Here is a 16,171-nt window from a genome sequence, read left to right as displayed (position 1 = left end):
CCGCTCACCGATAACAGCGAAAGCGGCCCCATGCCCGTTGAAGTGCCCAACGCCCCTGCGAGCCTCCCCGGCCGCGCCGACCCCGCCGGCGCCATCGGCCCGCAGTGCGCGCCCGATCCCGATGGCCGGCGCTACGACTTTGACGTCTCCATCGGCCTGCTGTGTTATCGCGACAAGCAACTCATCGATGACCTGCTCGCTTCCATCCTCTCGTCGAGCCGGCAGTACCGCTACGAGTACCTGCTGTCGGACAATGGCTCAACGGACGGCACGTGCGAAATGATTCGCGAGAAGTACCCGTTCGTGCACATCCTCGAGAACGGCTCGAACCTCGGCGTCGCCGGCGGGCGCAACCGGCTGTTCTGGAACAGCAGCGCCAAGTACACGATGATCCTCGACTCGGATACGCTCGTGCACGACGGCGCGATCGACACGCTCATCGACACGGCCGAGACCAGGCCCGCCGCGGCCATCGTGGCGCCGAAACTCGTCTACCGCAACGGCTCGCTGCAACTCAGTTGCCGGCCGTTCCCGCGCCTGCACCACATCCTCATCGAAGGCACGAAGTATCGCCGGTTCTTCGAGTGGACCGGCGTGCCGGCGCGCGTGGACATGCGGAACATCAGCCATGATGACCTCATGCCCATCGACTGCGTCTACGGCGCGGCCATGCTCGTGCGCAACAGCGTTGCCCGCTCCATCAGCGGCTTTGACGAAGGCTACTTCTACCAGTACGAGGATTACGACCTCGCGTTCCGGGCCAAGCGCGCCGGCTACGAGAACTGGTATCAGCCCAAGGCCGTGGTGACGCACTTCTACGAGCGCGAGGAACGCGGCGTGTTTCATTCGCGCCTCAAGACGCACCTCAAGTCGATCCTGCGCTTCCAGGGGCGCAACATGTGGCGCGTGTGGAACGCGCCGGTCGTGAACCGGCGGGATCTCGATGGCGAAAAGGTGCCACGGCGCTGATGCAGCCGCAGTCAGGCCGACTCCGCCGGTGCGGGGACGCCGGCGTGTCGCATCCGCTTTGACCAGACGCGCAGCAGCGCCCGTGCTGGCGCGCTGAGCGCGTACGCGGTAAAGGCAATGGCGAACGCGATCACTGGCAGAAATGCGGCAAAGACCAGAATGATGGCGAGTCGAACGAGGTATCGGAATTGCTTGCGCCCGCGCACGTACATGTTGATGACGTGCGCGTAGGGCATGCGGCTGACCATCGCCAGGCCGCACAGCAGCAGAATGAAGGCCATGCCCAGGCCGGTGACGCGGGCCATCCACGGGAAGTCCGCCGCCTCGACGTAGAACTGGTGCAGCACGATCAGGCTGACCACGCACCCCGCCGCGCCCGGCGAGGGCAGGCCGCGGAACATCATGTGGTCTTCGACCAGCGCTGAACCCGATTCGACGTTGAATCGCGCCAGGCGCAACGCCGTGCAGGCGACGTAGACCGCCGCGATGGCCCAGAGCACGCGGGCGAAAATCTCATCGCGCGTCGGGCTGATGATGTAGTAGTCTTCCGCGTCAAAGTAGTATTTGCTCACCAGTTGCAGCGTCATGTACGCCGGCGCCACGCCGAAGGTCACGATGTCGGCAAGCGAGTCGAGCTGGGCGCCGATGTCGGAGGTCGAACGCGTGAGGCGGGCGACATAGCCGTCCACCGCGTCGAAGAACATGCCGAAGAACACGAGCAGGCCGGCGACGGTGAGGGTGGTCCATTCGACCTCGCCGACGTTGAAGGCCACGGCCAGGGGCTTGGCGGCGAAGTGGATCGCCGCGAAACCCGCGATGAGATTGCCCAGCGTGAACAGCGACGGCAGTACTGAAACGGCCTTGGCGCGGCGGCGGCGCTGCTTGCGCCTTCTGCGCAGGCGGCGACGGGAGGGATCCTGGATGTCATGGTGAGTTCGCTGCATGATTCCACCGGGCCGGCGAACCGATCGCCTGACGATCAGAATCGTATCAGCCTCGAGCGGGCACCACCGGGCGGTGGCAGCTTACTTGATCCGGCGCATCTCGTCCAGGCGCACCGTCCAGAGCGCCTCGTCCTTCGAACCGGCGGCGTAGGCGGCATTCAGCCAGAGCCCCGACAAAATCGCAAAGCGCCGCACACCAGCGCCGTCTTGCGTTTCGACCAGCAGCCAGCGGCTGCGCTGGTCCGATGCGCTGCGGGCGCCGAGGAAGTCGCCGCGAATCACGGCCTCACCGTTGGCGTCCGTTTCCGTTGTTCCATTGGGCGGGCGCTCGGCGCTCACGCCCTGGGTGGCCGAGCCTTCGGCAGTCGGCATCGAGCGGAAGATCGTGACTTTCAGCCCGGCGACAGGCTGCTCGTCCGCGTCGATGACGCGCATCTTCACGCTGGGCGGCACCCAGCGCCACACGTGGCCGTAGGGCTTCTTTGGATCATCAGGTGGATTCAATCGCGATATGCCCGCCTTGCTGTTGGCGATCGCCGCGGCGAGCGCGCCGACGCGAGGCGACTGGCCCGGGCGGTTCATCAGGTCACCGGCGAATGGCTCGGGCACCTCGATCGCCTCGTTCCACCGACCCGGCAGGGCGCCGGCTTCGATGCGGTACGCCGCGTAATCCTGCACGCCGCGGAACTGCAGCAGCGACTTCCAGAGATCGGCCTCGGCCGCGTCGGAGGTAAGTCCACCCGGTTGTCCCGCCGCCGAGAGATTCCACCCGATGGAGTGCTGTTCCGGCCAGTAGCCGCTGAGCGGGCCATTCTCATCGCAGGCGATGACCACGTCGTAGTTCGGATGGGAATCGAAAATCGCCGGCCGGGTCTGCGTGTCCGTCGATTCGACGGGACGATCGAAAAGTTCGACGCGCTCGATGCGGAAGCGGTCGGTGATCGCCTGCCGCTCAAGCCCCGCCTCCTCGGGCGCCGAGGTTGACGCGAACAGGTTGTGCAGGCCCTCGAACGACTCGCGCATGTGCCGCGTGAAGGAGCCGAACTTCTTGTTGCCCTCGTCCCAGGTGCGACGCTCGACGAGCAGTGCGATGCGCATGGCCTTCTCGCCGTGCAGCGTGGCGCGATCGGTTTCTTCGAGCTTGTGCGCTTCCATGTTGTAGACCTGCGCGATGATGGGCTGGTCGTAGGGGATGTCCGCCGGGGCGATCGAGATGGTCACCGCCTTGGACTCGCCCGGCTGGATGTAGCCGATCTCCTGCCGCTCGGCGGCGCCAGCCCAGTCGATCGCGGCGTAGACCTCCGAGTCGCGCAGGTTGAAGAGAAATGCCGTGAGACGCGCTTCGTCGCCTTCCGGCCGTTGCGGACCGTCGCCGATTTCGTTCACGGCGACCTGCGGCTCGAGAGCGAGGTATTCGATGATCAGGTCGTTGTAGCGATCGCCCGACTTCGTCTGGGCAAGCGCCGCAGGCGCGAGCGTGAGCGAGCACGTGACGGCCGCAACGAGTGCGATGGAGCGGGAGAGAACGCGGAGGATTTGCTTCGTCTTCATGATTCAACATGATAGGCGAAGCCGGATATCCGCTGAGAGAATTGCATCAATAGCCACCGGTGGGCTGGCGTGGGAATTTCACGTATGGCAGGCGAAAAGAGCCGTTATTCGTGTGGATGAGCACCTCGTCGGCGCGGCGCACATCAGGGCCAAATTCCTGATACCCGGCGGCGGCCATGAACGCGACAAAGTCGTCCTGCTCGATCCCGTCGCCGGAAACTCCCACACCGCCGACCAGCACGCCGTTCTTGTACAGTGGCACGGAACCGGGGAAGATCTGCACGCCGTTGCGGGCCGGCAGCGAGATGTCGGTCACGCCGCCGCCGCCGATGACGCCATCCTCAAAAGCCTGCAGCGCGAGACCTTCGTCGCCGTAGGCATCGAAGTCGGCGAGGAAGGCGACGAGGTTGGTGGTGAGCAGTTCGACCTGCAGGCCGGTGTTAAAGATGCTGAACTCGTCGGGGCTTTGGGCGCTGAACGGGCCGGGCATCGTGCCGGGAAGGCCATCGGGCAGGAACGGCCGCGAAAGGAATCCACCGGTGCGGTCTGACATGGCCACGCTGCCGTCGAGCATGACGCCCAGGGTCGCGGCGTTGTCCACGAACGTGGCGAACGCGCCGCCTTCGGCCGCGCTGAGCAGCGCCCCGGCGTCGTCGCGGCTGAACATCGCCGCCGTGCGGGCCTTCTGCACCGACACGTCAAACCCGAACACCGGCGCATCGGCCGAACGGAACGAACCGAGGAGGTTGCCATCTACGTCGACGACGCTGACGGTGACCTGGGCGATCTGCGGCCGGTCGCGCCGGATCGCCGCGCGCAGCGTCTGGCTGAACTCGATGCCCTGCTGCAGGATCGTCTCGACATCGGCGCCTGTCAGTTGCTCGCCGCCCACCATGACGCCGTCGAGAGTGAGCATGGAATTGTCCGGCTGGGTGAGTTGGAGCAGGTTGGTCAGCACCGTGACATCTTCGAAGATATTCGCGAACACCTGTTCGCTGCGCGAACTGACGCCGAGCATATAGTCTTCGCCGCCCGTGCTGAGCAGGCGCCCCTGTTCGAGCACGGCGGCGCGATCGCGGAGGCGCTGCTGCCCGATCAGGGAGCCGTCGGCGGCGAGCAGCGACAGTTGGCGCCCGGTCGTCGCGTTGTGTGCGATCAGCAGATCGTCGCCGGCGTCGGGCGTGCCCAGATCGTCGTACATGAGCGCAGAGATCGATTGCCCGTTGCGGATCGCGCCGCCGGTCGAGGCGGCCAGGTCCGCCACGAGCATCACGCCCGAGTCGTCAAGCGCGACGCGCACGAGTTGCCGCGCCGAGCCGAGCGCTCGCACCGCGTACGCCTCCATCGCGCCGCCGGCCGTGGACAAGGTGAACGACTGGATGCGGCCGTCGAGGGCGGTCGTCAGCTCGGTGTAATTGCCCGCGTCAGTGAAGTCGGCCGTGTCGATGCGGTACATCTGGCCGGTGGATTTCGAGATTCCGACCATGTCGCGGCTGCCGCCATCGTCGTAGACCACCGCATCGCGCATGAGCGCCTCGGCGACGGCCAGCGCCTGGGGAGCGCCGACGGCCGTGGTCGCCAGGTCGATCCGCCGCGCATCGCCGGTAGCGCCGTTGAGGATGATCACGCTGTCGTCGGCCGGGGCGCCGGACGTGCCGCCGTCGTCGAAGATCATGGTCGTAACATACTGTCCCGGCGCGAGTTCGTTCGCCCCGCCGTCGGAGATGTTGGCAACGAGCGTGACAGCGCCGGAAGGCACGTCGATGCTGATCAGTTCACGCTCGCTGCCGGCCGCCGTGCGCACCGCGTAGACCGTCGAACCCTCGCCGAGCGCAATGGCCTCGATGCGCCCGGTGGCGAAGGAGTCGATCGTCTCGCCGATGACGCTGCCCAGCGTGGTCGGCGTGAACATCGTGGCCGGGCTGGTGGTCGGCGTGACGAGCACGTCGAGCAGGCCGCCCGTTTCGAGCGCATCAAGATCGGGCAGCACGCCCAGCGAGGCCAGAGAAGGAGGCGCGATGTTGGCAAAGTCGAGCCGGATGCCGTCGAGGAAGATGCGGTCGGCGCGGATGGCGCCGGGAACCTTGAAACCGATCTGCCCCGCGACGGCGATGCGCTCCTCGAGCGTGGCCCGGCCGCCGATGGGGCTGGGGTCGAAGGTGTACATCCCGTCGAGTTCGACGCCGACGCCGCCGAGCAGTTGCCCGCCGCGATAGATCGGTACGCCACCCGGATCGGCCGAGAGGCCCAGGGGCAGGCGATTGATGTCGCTGGTGGGCAGCGATGAGAACTGCACACCAAACAGCGGCCCGGAATCCTGAAACTGCACGCCTGGCGGGAAATGCGGCTGGATGATCTGCCCGGCGGTGCGCGTGGTGAACGCGTTGCCGGTGGTCGAGAGAAACGCCGCCGTCCCCGCCTTGGTCACCGCGGTGATCGACGACGCCACGGTCACGCCCTCAAGCCCGCCGCTGCCTCCGCCGCTGATCGTCGATGTGCCCGGATCGGCGGTGAGCGACGGATCGGTCATGCGCACGGTCGCGAGGATGTTGCCTTCGCGATCGGTGACCGCCAGCGTGGCGTTGACGCCGAGTTGCGTCGCGCGGGCGATCATCTGCTCGAGAATGATGCGAACATCTTCTTCAGTCAGCGCGGTGGCGGCGTCGGGCAATGGGTCGATGACGGCCGAGCCGATGATGCCGGCGCGGAGATCATCGGGCTTGCCCTCCAGCCGGTAGCCGTGCACGCGAAGTTGATCGATGCTGGCGGCGTAGACGCCCGGGTTGATGTGGTCGCTGTGCACACCCGCGACGTAGCCGCCAATGGTCAGGCGGTTGATCGAGCCGCCTTCGAGGATCTCATGATCGCGAAAGAGGCGGTCCTCACCCGGATCGCCGCCGGATGCGAGGATGGAATCGAGCAGGTCGCCGCGGATGGTGATGTGGTCAATCGGCGCCGCCGCGAAGGTTGCCCCGTCAAGAGAGAGATCGGCGTCGAGGCGCGTGCCCGCGAGGAGCATCGAGTCGCGCACGGAGCCGCGGATGTTCATCATCCCGATCCCAGCCTCTGCCGCGATGATCGAGTCTGACTGGAGATCGGTGGCGACGCGCACGTGGCCGAGTTCGCCGCCGATTGCCAGGCGCGTGCGATCGATGCTGCCGGATGTCGCGCCGCGATTGCCCTGAACGACGAGGCGGGCCAGGTCGGCTCCGATCCGGCCGTCTACGCCGGAGATTTCGTGAGCCCGCCACAGGCCCAGTGTCGAGCCGATGGTCAGCGACGAGTCGAGCATCTGCCCGCTCAGGCCCGCTCGGTCGACGATTACAAGTCGATCCAGCGACTGCGCAATATCGATGGATGAGCCGGCGAAGCTGCCACCGCGAACGATGATGGCGCCGGCCTGGCCGCCGACGGTCACATCTGCGGCCACGATGTCTCCGAGCACGCGCGCGGCGCCGAGATCGCCGCCGACGCGCACGCCGGCGGGACGGTTCGGATCGCCGCTGATGCCGGTGAGGTCGAGTCGATGGATCGAGCCGGCGAGGTGGATGCCCGCGCCGACGAGCGTCACGCGCCGAAAATCGAGGCGATTGAGCGATCCGTCGGAGTGGAGCGAAGCCAGAGTCGTCGAGCCGTCGCCGCCCTCGCCCACCCGCACGGTGATGCGAAGCGAGGTGCTCTCGTCAACGCCGGTCATGCGGATGGCGTCGAGGTCGGCGTGGTCGGCGGCATCGCCGGTGAGGGTCACCTCGGCCGAGCCGCGGCCCATGAGCCGCACCTGCACGAGATCACCATTGGCGTCGGCAAACTCGAAGCGGCGCAGACCCGCGTCGAGCACGGCGGCCGAGAGCAGCGCTCGTCGCTCGAGCGGCTGGAACACCGGTCGCAGCGCGCCGAGGTTCGGTTGTGGAGTGCGGACGAATCGACGACGGGCTCGCCCTGACGTTTGTCGCATCGGACCCATCCTCCCGGCCATTTTGCCGGCTCACCCACGGATCGAAAGACTGCCGATGAAAGGCATGATGGCCTCATCATTGTCGTTTGTCCAGCGGCCATCACTGGAGTGATTCCTGAACTCTCCGATCCGAGTGCGTCCTGCGGGGTTGCTGGAGGCGGTTGCCTCGGATATCTTGCATTGCGTGGCATGGGACTTCGAGCGTGGTGGAAGCGGGCTGTGGTGCGCCAGGTGCGCGGCTGCAGCCGCGTTGTGCGCTGTGGCGCCAGCCTCGGTGACGGCGGGCGCGGGGGCCGACCAGGATCCCCCTGAACAGCCCACCGCTGAGCCGCAATCCCAACCGCAGGAACCTGCGCCGGCAGAAACCGAAATCCAGCGGGCGGAGGAAGAACTGCTGCCCGCGGTGCCCCTTGAGCCGCTCGGCCACGCCGGCGAATCCGATATCGCCGAGTGGATGCTCCGCGAACCGGCCGTGCCCGTCCCCGACCGCTGGCGCATCGGCTGGTTGCCTTGGGACCGCTACGGCCGGCAGGCCGCGACCGACGATCTGCTCATGAACTGGTCGGGAGGCGACTCGCCCTACACGCGCGGCCACGGGCTCAACCCGTACGACCGCAACATCCTCAAGGGCGACTATCCGATCATCGGCGATGACATCTTCCTCAACGTGTCGGCGATCTCCGATACGTTCATCACCGCCCGCAAACTACCCACGCCCTCGGGCGCCAGCGCCGGCAATCCCGGTTCGTTCGACTTCTTCGGCGACGGCGAGCAGTTCTTCGTCAATCAGAACTTCATCTTGAGTCTCGAAGTCTTCCAGGGGTACACCGCGTTTCGCCCCGTGGACTGGCTCGTGCGCATCACGCCGGTCATCAATCTGAATCACCTGGAACTCCAGGAACACAACGCCGCGTTCATCGACACGAGGCGCGGCGAGGTGCGCGATGATCACTTTGTCGCACTGCAGGAGGCGTTCGGCGAACTCCACCTGGGCGACACGAGCCCGCAGTTCGACATCGCGGCCCTTCGCATCGGCCGGCAGCAGTTCAATTCCGACTTCCGCGGCTTTGTCTTCAACGACAATTCCGACGGCGTGCGGCTGCTGGGCAACCTCGAATCCAACCGCATCCAGTACAACCTCGCGCTCTTCAACCAAGCCGAGAAGGACACCAACAGCCAACTCAACAAACTCGAGTGGCGCGATCAGCAGGTGTTCATCGCCAACCTCTACATCCAGGATTTCATCTGGAAGGGGTATACAACGCAGTTCAGTCTGCACTGGAACCACGACCGCTCGGACCTGCGCTACGACGAGAACGGATTCCTCGTGCGACCGAGCCTGATCGGCAGCGTCACCAGCCAGGACATTGACGCGTACTACCTGGGCTGGGCGAGCGATGGGCACATCGGCCGGATCAACGTCAATCACGCGCTCTACTACGTGCTCGGCCAGGACCGGCGCAACCCGATCGCCGGGCGCGATGTCGATATCAGCGCGTTCCTGGGCGCCATCGAACTCTCGTATGACATGGACTGGCTGCGGCCGAAGGTCTCCCTGCTCTACGCAAGCGGCGATGGCGATCCGACCGATGGCCGCGGCGAAGGTTTCGACGGAATCTTCGACAACCCGTTCTTTGCCGGCGGGCCGGGGAGTTTCTACCAGAGCCAGGCGCTGCGACTGTTTGGTGTGGACCTTACCAGCGCGCGGAGCTTCTACAACGACCTGGCCGGAACGAAGGTCGAGGGGCAGTCGAACTTCGTCAACCCCGGCATCGCGCTCATCAACGCCGGCGTGGATGCCGAGATCACGCCCAAGCTCCGCGCGAGCCTGAACGCCAACAGCCTGTGGTTCGCCAGCACCGACACGCTCGAACTTGTGCTCAACCAGAACGGCATCGGCTCGCACATCGGCGAGGAACTCAACCTGAGCGCGCAGTACCGCCCGGCGCTGAACAACAACATCATCCTCACGCTGGGCGGCTCGCTCTTTTTCCCCGGCGACGGATTCACCGACATCTACGAAAGCGACGACACGCTCTGGCAGGTCTTCGCCGGAGTGACGCTTGCATTCTGACGGGTGGGCGATGGAACACCGCGAAAGCAACCTGCCGCGAAGACGCACAAGAAGCACACGCAAGACGTTCACCTTGCTGGCGCCGTGCATTGCAGCGCTCGGCGGATTTGTCCTCGTTCTGGCCGCGTGCGAACATGCGAAACACTGGCGCGGCGGCGAGCCGTACGACCGCGCCTTCATCGCGCGCATGGCCGATCCGGCCGAGGCGCAGAGCGAACTCGACGGCCGCATGCAGCGCACGCCTGAGGACGCCCCGCCAAGACCCGATGGCAGCGGCCCCTACAGCGCCGAAGACTGGAGCCTTGAGCAATCCGGCGGCTGCATGACCTGCCACGGTGAGTACGACAAGGCGTCGCGCACCATGCATGGTAATACACGCTCGCCGATGCCGGTCGGGTGCTCCGGCTGCCACGGCGGCGATCCGTCCGTCACCTCTCCTCTTGATTCGCCCGGCCGGCCGGGTGAACCGGGCACACCCATCACCGACCCCGCCTACCTCGACGCCATGCAGCGCGCCCACGTGCAGCCGCGCAACGCACAGGCATGGTACGGCCGGCACGATGATGCCGAATTCGGCTCGCATCATGGCGAGAGCGATCCCGCCATGTTGCACGGCTCGCGCAACCCCGAAATCACCGGCGCGCTGCTCAACCAGGAATCGCCCGAGTTCATTCGCTTCATCAACCCCGGCGATCTGCGCGTCGCCGAGTACTCCTGCGGTTCGTGCCACTTCGAAATCGTCGAGAAGGTCAAGCGGTCCATGATGGCGCACGGCGCGCAACTCTGGGGCGCGGCGCTCTACAACAACGGCTCGATTCCCAACAAAACGCCCAATTACGGCGAGAGCTACTCCGCCTTCGGCCTGCCGCAGCGCCTCCAGGGTGTGATTGAGATCGAAGATGACCAGGTGCGCACGCGGCCGGTGAGCGAGGAGGAAGCGGCGCGCGGCGTGGCGCCTTATCTCAGCCCACTGCCCGTGTGGAACATCAGCCAGCCCGGCAACATTCTGCGCATCTTCGAACGCGGCACGAAACTGCCCGCCCCCGGCGGCGCCACGCCCAACGCCAGCCCCGCCGAGATCGGCAATCCGAACCCGCTCGTCGAAGGCGGCCGGCCCGACAAGGGTCTCTCGCCGCGCGGCCTGGGCACGGCGAACCGGACCGATCCCGTGTTCATCGGCCTGCAGAAGACGCGACTGCTCGATCCGACGCTCAATTTCCTCGGCACCAACGACCACCCCGGCGACTACCGCTCATCCGGATGCACGACGTGCCACGTGCTCTACGCCAACGACCGCGATCCGATGCACTCGGGCGCGATGCTCGCGGCGCATGGCAACATGGGCCTGGCCGCAGCGCAAAGTGATCCGAATATCCCCACGGACGAGTCCGGCCATCCGGTATCGCACGTTCTGAGCCGCGCGATCCCCAGCAGCCAGTGCATCACCTGCCACGTGCACCCCGGCACGAGTTACGCCAACACCTACCTCGGCTACATGTGGTGGGACAACGAGTCAGACGGCGAGTTCTTCTATCCGAATCGTTCGCACGCGCCGACGCCGGAGCAGGAGATTGCAGCGCTGCGGCGAAACCCGGAGAGCGCTGCGCTCAATGGCTTGTGGGCGAACTTGTATCCCAATGCAGTTTCGCACGCGGGTGAGTTGAGCGGCGACGATTTCCTCGAGCGCAGCGGCGAGCCGCGCAAGGGCGATGGTTCGACGCTCAACGACCGTCTGCAGCACAACCAGATCGCCGACTTCCACGGCCACGGCTGGGTCTTCCGCGCTGTCTACAAGAAAGATCGCCAGGGCCATCTGCTCGACGAGAACGACCATGTCGTGGACTTCAACGACCCGGACAAGTGGGACAAGGCGGTGCGCCTGGGCGATGTGCACCTCAAGGCCGGCATGCACTGCATCGACTGCCATTTCGAGCAGGATGTGCACGGCGACGGGCGGCTCTACGGCGAAGTGCGCAACGCCATCGAAATCACCTGCATCGACTGCCACGGCACGTACACCGACGAGCCCACGCTGCGCACCAGCGGGCCGGCGGCTGTGGATGGCGGCAGAGATCTCAGCAGGGAAAGGATCTTCGGCCAGCCGCGCATCCGCAAGCGAGGGCGCATCTACGTGCAGCAGTCCGCCACGGATCGGAACCTCTCGTGGACGATCCCGCTCACGAAAGACACGATCGATCCGGACTCGGCCTGGGCAAAGGAAAACCCCGAAGCGGCGGCGCGGAGCCGCCGCGCCAAGACCATGCGCCGCGACGGCTCGTGGGGCGATCTCACCGTCGAAGAGGGGCGCAACCTCGAGTTCGCCCACTCGCCCGACAACATGGAGTGCTACACCTGCCACACCTCGTGGATGACCTCGTGCTTCGGCTGCCACCTGCCCATGGAAGCCAACCAGCGGGCGCCGATGCTGCATAACGAGAACCTCTTCACGCGCAACTACACGAGATACAACTACCAGGTGTTGCGCGATGACATCTTCATGCTCGGGCGCGACTCGAGCGTCAAGGGTGGGCGCGTCGTGCCGGTGCGCTCGAGCAGCGCCGTCATCGTCTCGAGCCAGAACGCCAACCGCGAGTGGATCTACCACCAGCAACAGACGATCAGCGCTGAAGGTTTCAGCGGACAGGCATTCAACCCGCACTTCCCGCACGCCACGTCGGGCCGGGGCACGACGAAAATGTGCACCGACTGCCACGTGTCGCAGGACAATGACAACAACGCGTGGATGGCGCAGCTGCTGCTGCAGGGCACGAACTTCGTCAACTTCATCGGCCGCTACGCCTACGTCGCGACCGGCGGCGACGGCCTTGAGGCCGTCGCCGTGACGGAGCACGACGAGCCGCAGGCGGTGTACGGCTCGCATCTGCATCATCTTGCGTATCCGGATGAGCACCGGCAGTTCGTGGACGGTGGTCGAGCGCTGCGCGAGGCGCACCATCACGGCGCGCCGTGGGGTGGCGAGATTCTCGACGTGCAATTGCGCGGCGAGTACCTCTACACAGCGCGCGGCGCCGGCGGGTTCTACGCCTATGACGTGGCCAACATTGACAACAAGGGCTTCAGCGAACGCATCGTCACAGCGCCCGTGTCGCCGCTCGGCCAGAATCTCGGCTTCGACACGAGTTACGCCGTGGCCATCGCCAGCCCGACGACGCTGGGCGTCGATCCGGCGCGATCAAGACTGTCGAACGATCCTGAGAAGCCGCGCAAGACCATGCTCGACGAGCGAGCCCCCGAAGACACGCACCTCGTCAATCAGGAGCAGCCCATTCATCCGCTCTACGCCTACCTGTACATCGGCGATCGCGATGAGGGCCTGATTCTCACGTTCGCCGGCACGCTGCTCGACGGCGACCCGACGAACAACTTCATGCAGCGCGCCACGCTCGCCGACGGCGCGACGGCCTTCAACCCCGATGGCGTGCTCACCGGCATGACGCATCTCGCGCTCGCCGGGCATTATGTGTATGCCACCGCGCCGGCAGGACTCGTGGTGATCGACATCGACCAGCCGCTGAGCCCGCGCGTCGTCGCCGTGGTGGGCAGCGATGTCTTTGAGAGTCCGCAGTCGGTTGCGGTGCAGTTCCGCTACGCGTTCGTGACGGACGCCCGCGGTCTGCACGCATTGGACATCACCGATCCCCTGGCGCCGCGCGTGGTGGAGGGCGGCTTCGTCGAACTGGCCGAGGCGCACCGGGTGTATGTGGCGCGCACCTATGCCTTTGTCGCCGCCGGCTCGCAGGGGCTGGCGATTATCGACGTAACCAATCCCGAGCAGCCTCGACTGGACCAGATCTTCTCTGCTGCCGGCGCGATCGACGACGCGCGCGATGTGAAGGTCGGCATGACCAACGCGTCGCTCTTTGCCTACGTCGCCGACGGGCGCAACGGCCTGCGTGTGATCGAACTCATGGGGCCGCACAGCACGCCGCAATTCCGCGGGTTCTCGCCGCCACTCAATCCGAGCCTCATCGCAACGTATCACACCCATGGCCCCGCGCTGGCCGTGAGCAAAGGGCTCGATCGCGATCGGGCCGTGGACGAATCGGGCAACCAGGTAGCGGTCTTCGGCCGCCTGGGCGCGCGGCCGCTGAACCTCGAAGAGATGCAGCAGATGTACCTGCGCGACGGCGAGGTGTTCAAGGTGAGCGACGAGCCGGCGCCGGATGAGACGCCGCGCGAGTTTGCGCGGCCGAAAGCGAAGTCTCCATGAGCGGAAAGCGCTAACGACGAGCGCTGTGTCGCCAAACGAACTGCCCTTCTTGTCATTCGGTCGCTCTGCACTGAAACGCCGCCCCCGCCGGGCCCGCGCAGAGCCTTGTCCCGACCTACGACTTGGTGCCTATGAACGCCCGCACGAGTTTGATCGTGTCATACTCGTACTTGCCCTGCAGTTCGTCGAAGATCGGGCGCAGGTAGTCGGCGCCGGCTCGCTTCATCGCCTCGGCGATTTCACGCTGCGCCTCGGGCTCGACCCACGCGTCGATGGACTCGGGCTCCTCGACTTCGATGAACTGCGCGAGGTAACTCGTGACCGTGCTCCGCGCCCGGCCCATCGTCTCCATGACCTGCTCGATGGTCTTGCCTTCGCGAAAGAGGTCAAACGACGCGAGCGCGCCGGCCGTGAGCCCCTTGCCGCCCGAGGCATTTGATCCCCCACCGCGCGCCGCATCGACGCCGACATCCATCTCCAGATCGTTCGCCCTGCAATGCGCGGCGATCACATCGACGAAGCGAGGCCCGAGGTCCTTGCACTTGAGTTCACCCACGCCCCAGGCGCCGCGCATCGTCTCCACGGATCCCGGCCGCTTGCGCGCCAGGTCGCGCAGTGTCCCGTCGCCAAAGATGACGTACGCCGGCACATCGCGCTCGGCGGCGATTGCAGCGCGCAACTGGCGCAGCGCCTCGAAGAGATCGCGATCCACTCCCTCCCACGACTCGCTGTCGAACTTTCCGCCCCGCGCGGCGCTTGACTTTGCCGCCGGCTTGACGAGCACGACGGGAACTTCGCCGCGCAGCACCGGCTTGCTCTTTTCGCTCAGCGTCACGACCGGCCGCTGGCCCGTGGTGCGGCTGAGCAGGCCCTGGTCGATCAACTGGTGGGTGAGACTGACGAGTTGCTTCTTGTCGCCGCCCTTGAGCAGCCCGTGCACGCTCAGTTCGTCGTGCTTGCATCGCTTGATCAGATCGCTCCGGCTGCCCAGCAGCACGTCGACGACGTGGCCCACGCCGAAGCGCTCGCCGACGCGCGCCACGCACGAGATGATCTTCTGCGCGACCACGGTGGCGTCCGGAAGCGTGTCGAGTTCGTTGAGGCAGACATCGCAGGCGCCGCAGTCGCTGTTCTCATACGCCTGGCCGAAGTACTCGACCAGGGCCCGGTGGCGGCAGGTGGAGCCCGCTGCAAAGCGCTGGATCTGCCCGAGCAGTTCGCCCGCCGCCTCGATCACGGGCTGCGGCTGGGTCGCCTGCTCGGCCGACTGGGCGATGAGCCGCTCCCAGCGCATCATGTCGGCGAGCGAATAGAACATCACGCATTCGGCCTCAAGTCCGTCGCGCCCGGCGCGACCCGTCTCCTGCTGGTAGTGCTCAATCGACTTGGGCATCGCGGTGTGGATCACACAGCGCACGTTGCTGCGGTCGATCCCCATGCCGAAGGCCACGGTGGCGACGACGACCTGCAGGCGATCCTGCGCGAAGGCCTCCTGCACCTTGCGGCGGTCCTCGCCCGACATGCCTGCGTGATACGCCGCAGCGTCGATCTTCATCGCCTTGAGATAGCCCGCGAGGTTCTCCGTGTCCTTGCGGCTGATGCAGTAGATGATCACCGCTTCGTTCTCATGCCGGCGGATGACTTCGAGCGACTGCGCATTGGCATCGACGCGCGGCACGATGCGATAGACCAGGTTCGGCCGGTCGAAGTTGCCCACCAGTACGTTGGGCTCGCGCAGGCGCAACTGCTCGATGATGTCCGCGCGCACGCGCTGCGTGGCCGTGGCCGTGCAGGCGTGGAAACTGGCGCCGGGGAACTTCGAGCGCAACTCGGCCAGGCGGCGGTACTCGGGCCGGAAGTCGTGTCCCCACTGGCTGATGCAGTGCGCTTCGTCGATGGCAAAGCCGCGCACGCCCACGTCCTGGAGGAACTTGAGAAAGCCATCGTTCATCAGCCGCTCGGGCGCGACAAAGAGCAGGCGCAACTCGCCGCGCTTGACGGCCCGGCCGACCGCCTTGCGCTCCTCGACGGACATGGTGCTGTTCAGTGCCGCGGCTGGGTAGCCGTTGGCCTTGAGCGCATCGACCTGGTCTTTCATGAGCGAGATGAGCGGCGAGACGACCACGTCGGTGCGCCGATTGATCAGCGGCGGCACCTGGTAGCACAGGCTCTTGCCCCCGCCGGTGGGCATGACCAGCAGCGAGTCGCGCTGCTCGAGCCCGGCCCGGATGGCCTGCTCCTGCAGGGGGCGAAGTTCGCGATAGCCCCAGACGCGCTCCACGGTCTTGAGGATCTGCGAGGTGGGCACACTGCTCGCGTCCCTGCGGGCAGCCGACGGCGGCTGAGTGGAGGTGGTGGCCATGCGACAGGATACCGAACAGATTCCAGACAATCAAGCCGGCTTTTTCGCCCGACTGTTCAATTCCCCGCCGGGTGGGCGATTTCCG

At 66.0% G+C, this 16,171-nt stretch carries 7 protein-coding genes; 3 read left to right on the top strand and 4 right to left on the bottom strand.

Features of this window, described 5'->3' with window-relative positions:
- Window positions 1–30: 30 nt before the first annotated feature.
- Window positions 31–969, top strand: coding sequence for a glycosyltransferase family 2 protein (locus IT430_10790; GenBank protein MCC6908418.1), 939 nt, complete (start codon window positions 31–33; stop codon window positions 967–969).
- Between the two features lie 11 nt (window positions 970–980).
- Here the strand turns inward: IT430_10790 and IT430_10785 are convergent, their stop codons facing one another.
- From IT430_10785 to IT430_10775, 3 genes are all read right to left on the bottom strand, one after another.
- Entirely contained in the window at window positions 981–1,913 is a 933-nt protein-coding gene (locus IT430_10785; GenBank protein ID MCC6908417.1) for a CDP-alcohol phosphatidyltransferase family protein, read from the bottom strand.
- Window positions 1,914–1,994: 81 nt separating this feature from the next.
- Window positions 1,995–3,464, bottom strand: coding sequence for a hypothetical protein (locus IT430_10780; protein MCC6908416.1), 1,470 nt, complete (start codon window positions 3,462–3,464; stop codon window positions 1,995–1,997).
- A gap of 46 nt (window positions 3,465–3,510) precedes the next feature.
- Window positions 3,511–7,419: a heme-binding protein gene (locus IT430_10775; protein ID MCC6908415.1), complete on the bottom strand. Its 3,909-nt coding sequence runs from the start codon at window positions 7,417–7,419 to the stop codon at window positions 3,511–3,513.
- A 184-nt stretch (window positions 7,420–7,603) separates the two neighbouring features.
- Between IT430_10775 and IT430_10770 the strand changes: the two genes are divergently transcribed.
- Together IT430_10770 and IT430_10765 are read left to right on the top strand one after the other, a co-directional pair.
- Complete coding sequence (locus IT430_10770) at window positions 7,604–9,493, top strand: hypothetical protein (protein MCC6908414.1); 1,890 nt, start codon at window positions 7,604–7,606, stop codon at window positions 9,491–9,493.
- A 10-nt stretch (window positions 9,494–9,503) separates the two neighbouring features.
- The gene (locus IT430_10765; GenBank protein MCC6908413.1) at window positions 9,504–13,724 is read left to right on the top strand and encodes a hypothetical protein; all 4,221 of its coding nucleotides are present in this window, start codon (window positions 9,504–9,506) and stop codon (window positions 13,722–13,724) included.
- Between the two features lie 115 nt (window positions 13,725–13,839).
- Here the strand turns inward: IT430_10765 and recQ are convergent, their stop codons facing one another.
- A complete protein-coding gene (gene recQ / locus IT430_10760; protein ID MCC6908412.1) occupies window positions 13,840–16,032 on the bottom strand; it encodes a DNA helicase RecQ in 2,193 nt (730 codons plus the stop codon).
- Window positions 16,033–16,171 lie beyond the last annotated feature (139 nt).

The sequence above is a fragment of the Phycisphaerales bacterium genome (assembly GCA_020852515.1).
Classification (GTDB): Bacteria; Planctomycetota; Phycisphaerae; order Phycisphaerales; family UBA5793; genus UBA5793.
This window is presented reverse-complemented; position numbering and strand designations above follow the sequence as displayed.

Bases quoted from the DNA above. Each gene is read 5' to 3' on its own strand.
- IT430_10790 (MCC6908418.1), top strand. From the start codon at position 31: ATGCCCGTTGAAGTGCCCAACGCCCCTGCGAGCCTCCCCGGCCGCGCC.
- IT430_10785 (MCC6908417.1), bottom strand. From the start codon at position 1,913: ATGCAGCGAACTCACCATGACATCCAGGATCCCTCCCGTCGCCGCCTG.
- IT430_10780 (MCC6908416.1), bottom strand. From the start codon at position 3,464: ATGAAGACGAAGCAAATCCTCCGCGTTCTCTCCCGCTCCATCGCACTC.
- IT430_10775 (MCC6908415.1), bottom strand. From the start codon at position 7,419: ATGCGACAAACGTCAGGGCGAGCCCGTCGTCGATTCGTCCGCACTCCA.
- IT430_10765 (MCC6908413.1), top strand. From the start codon at position 9,504: ATGGAACACCGCGAAAGCAACCTGCCGCGAAGACGCACAAGAAGCACA.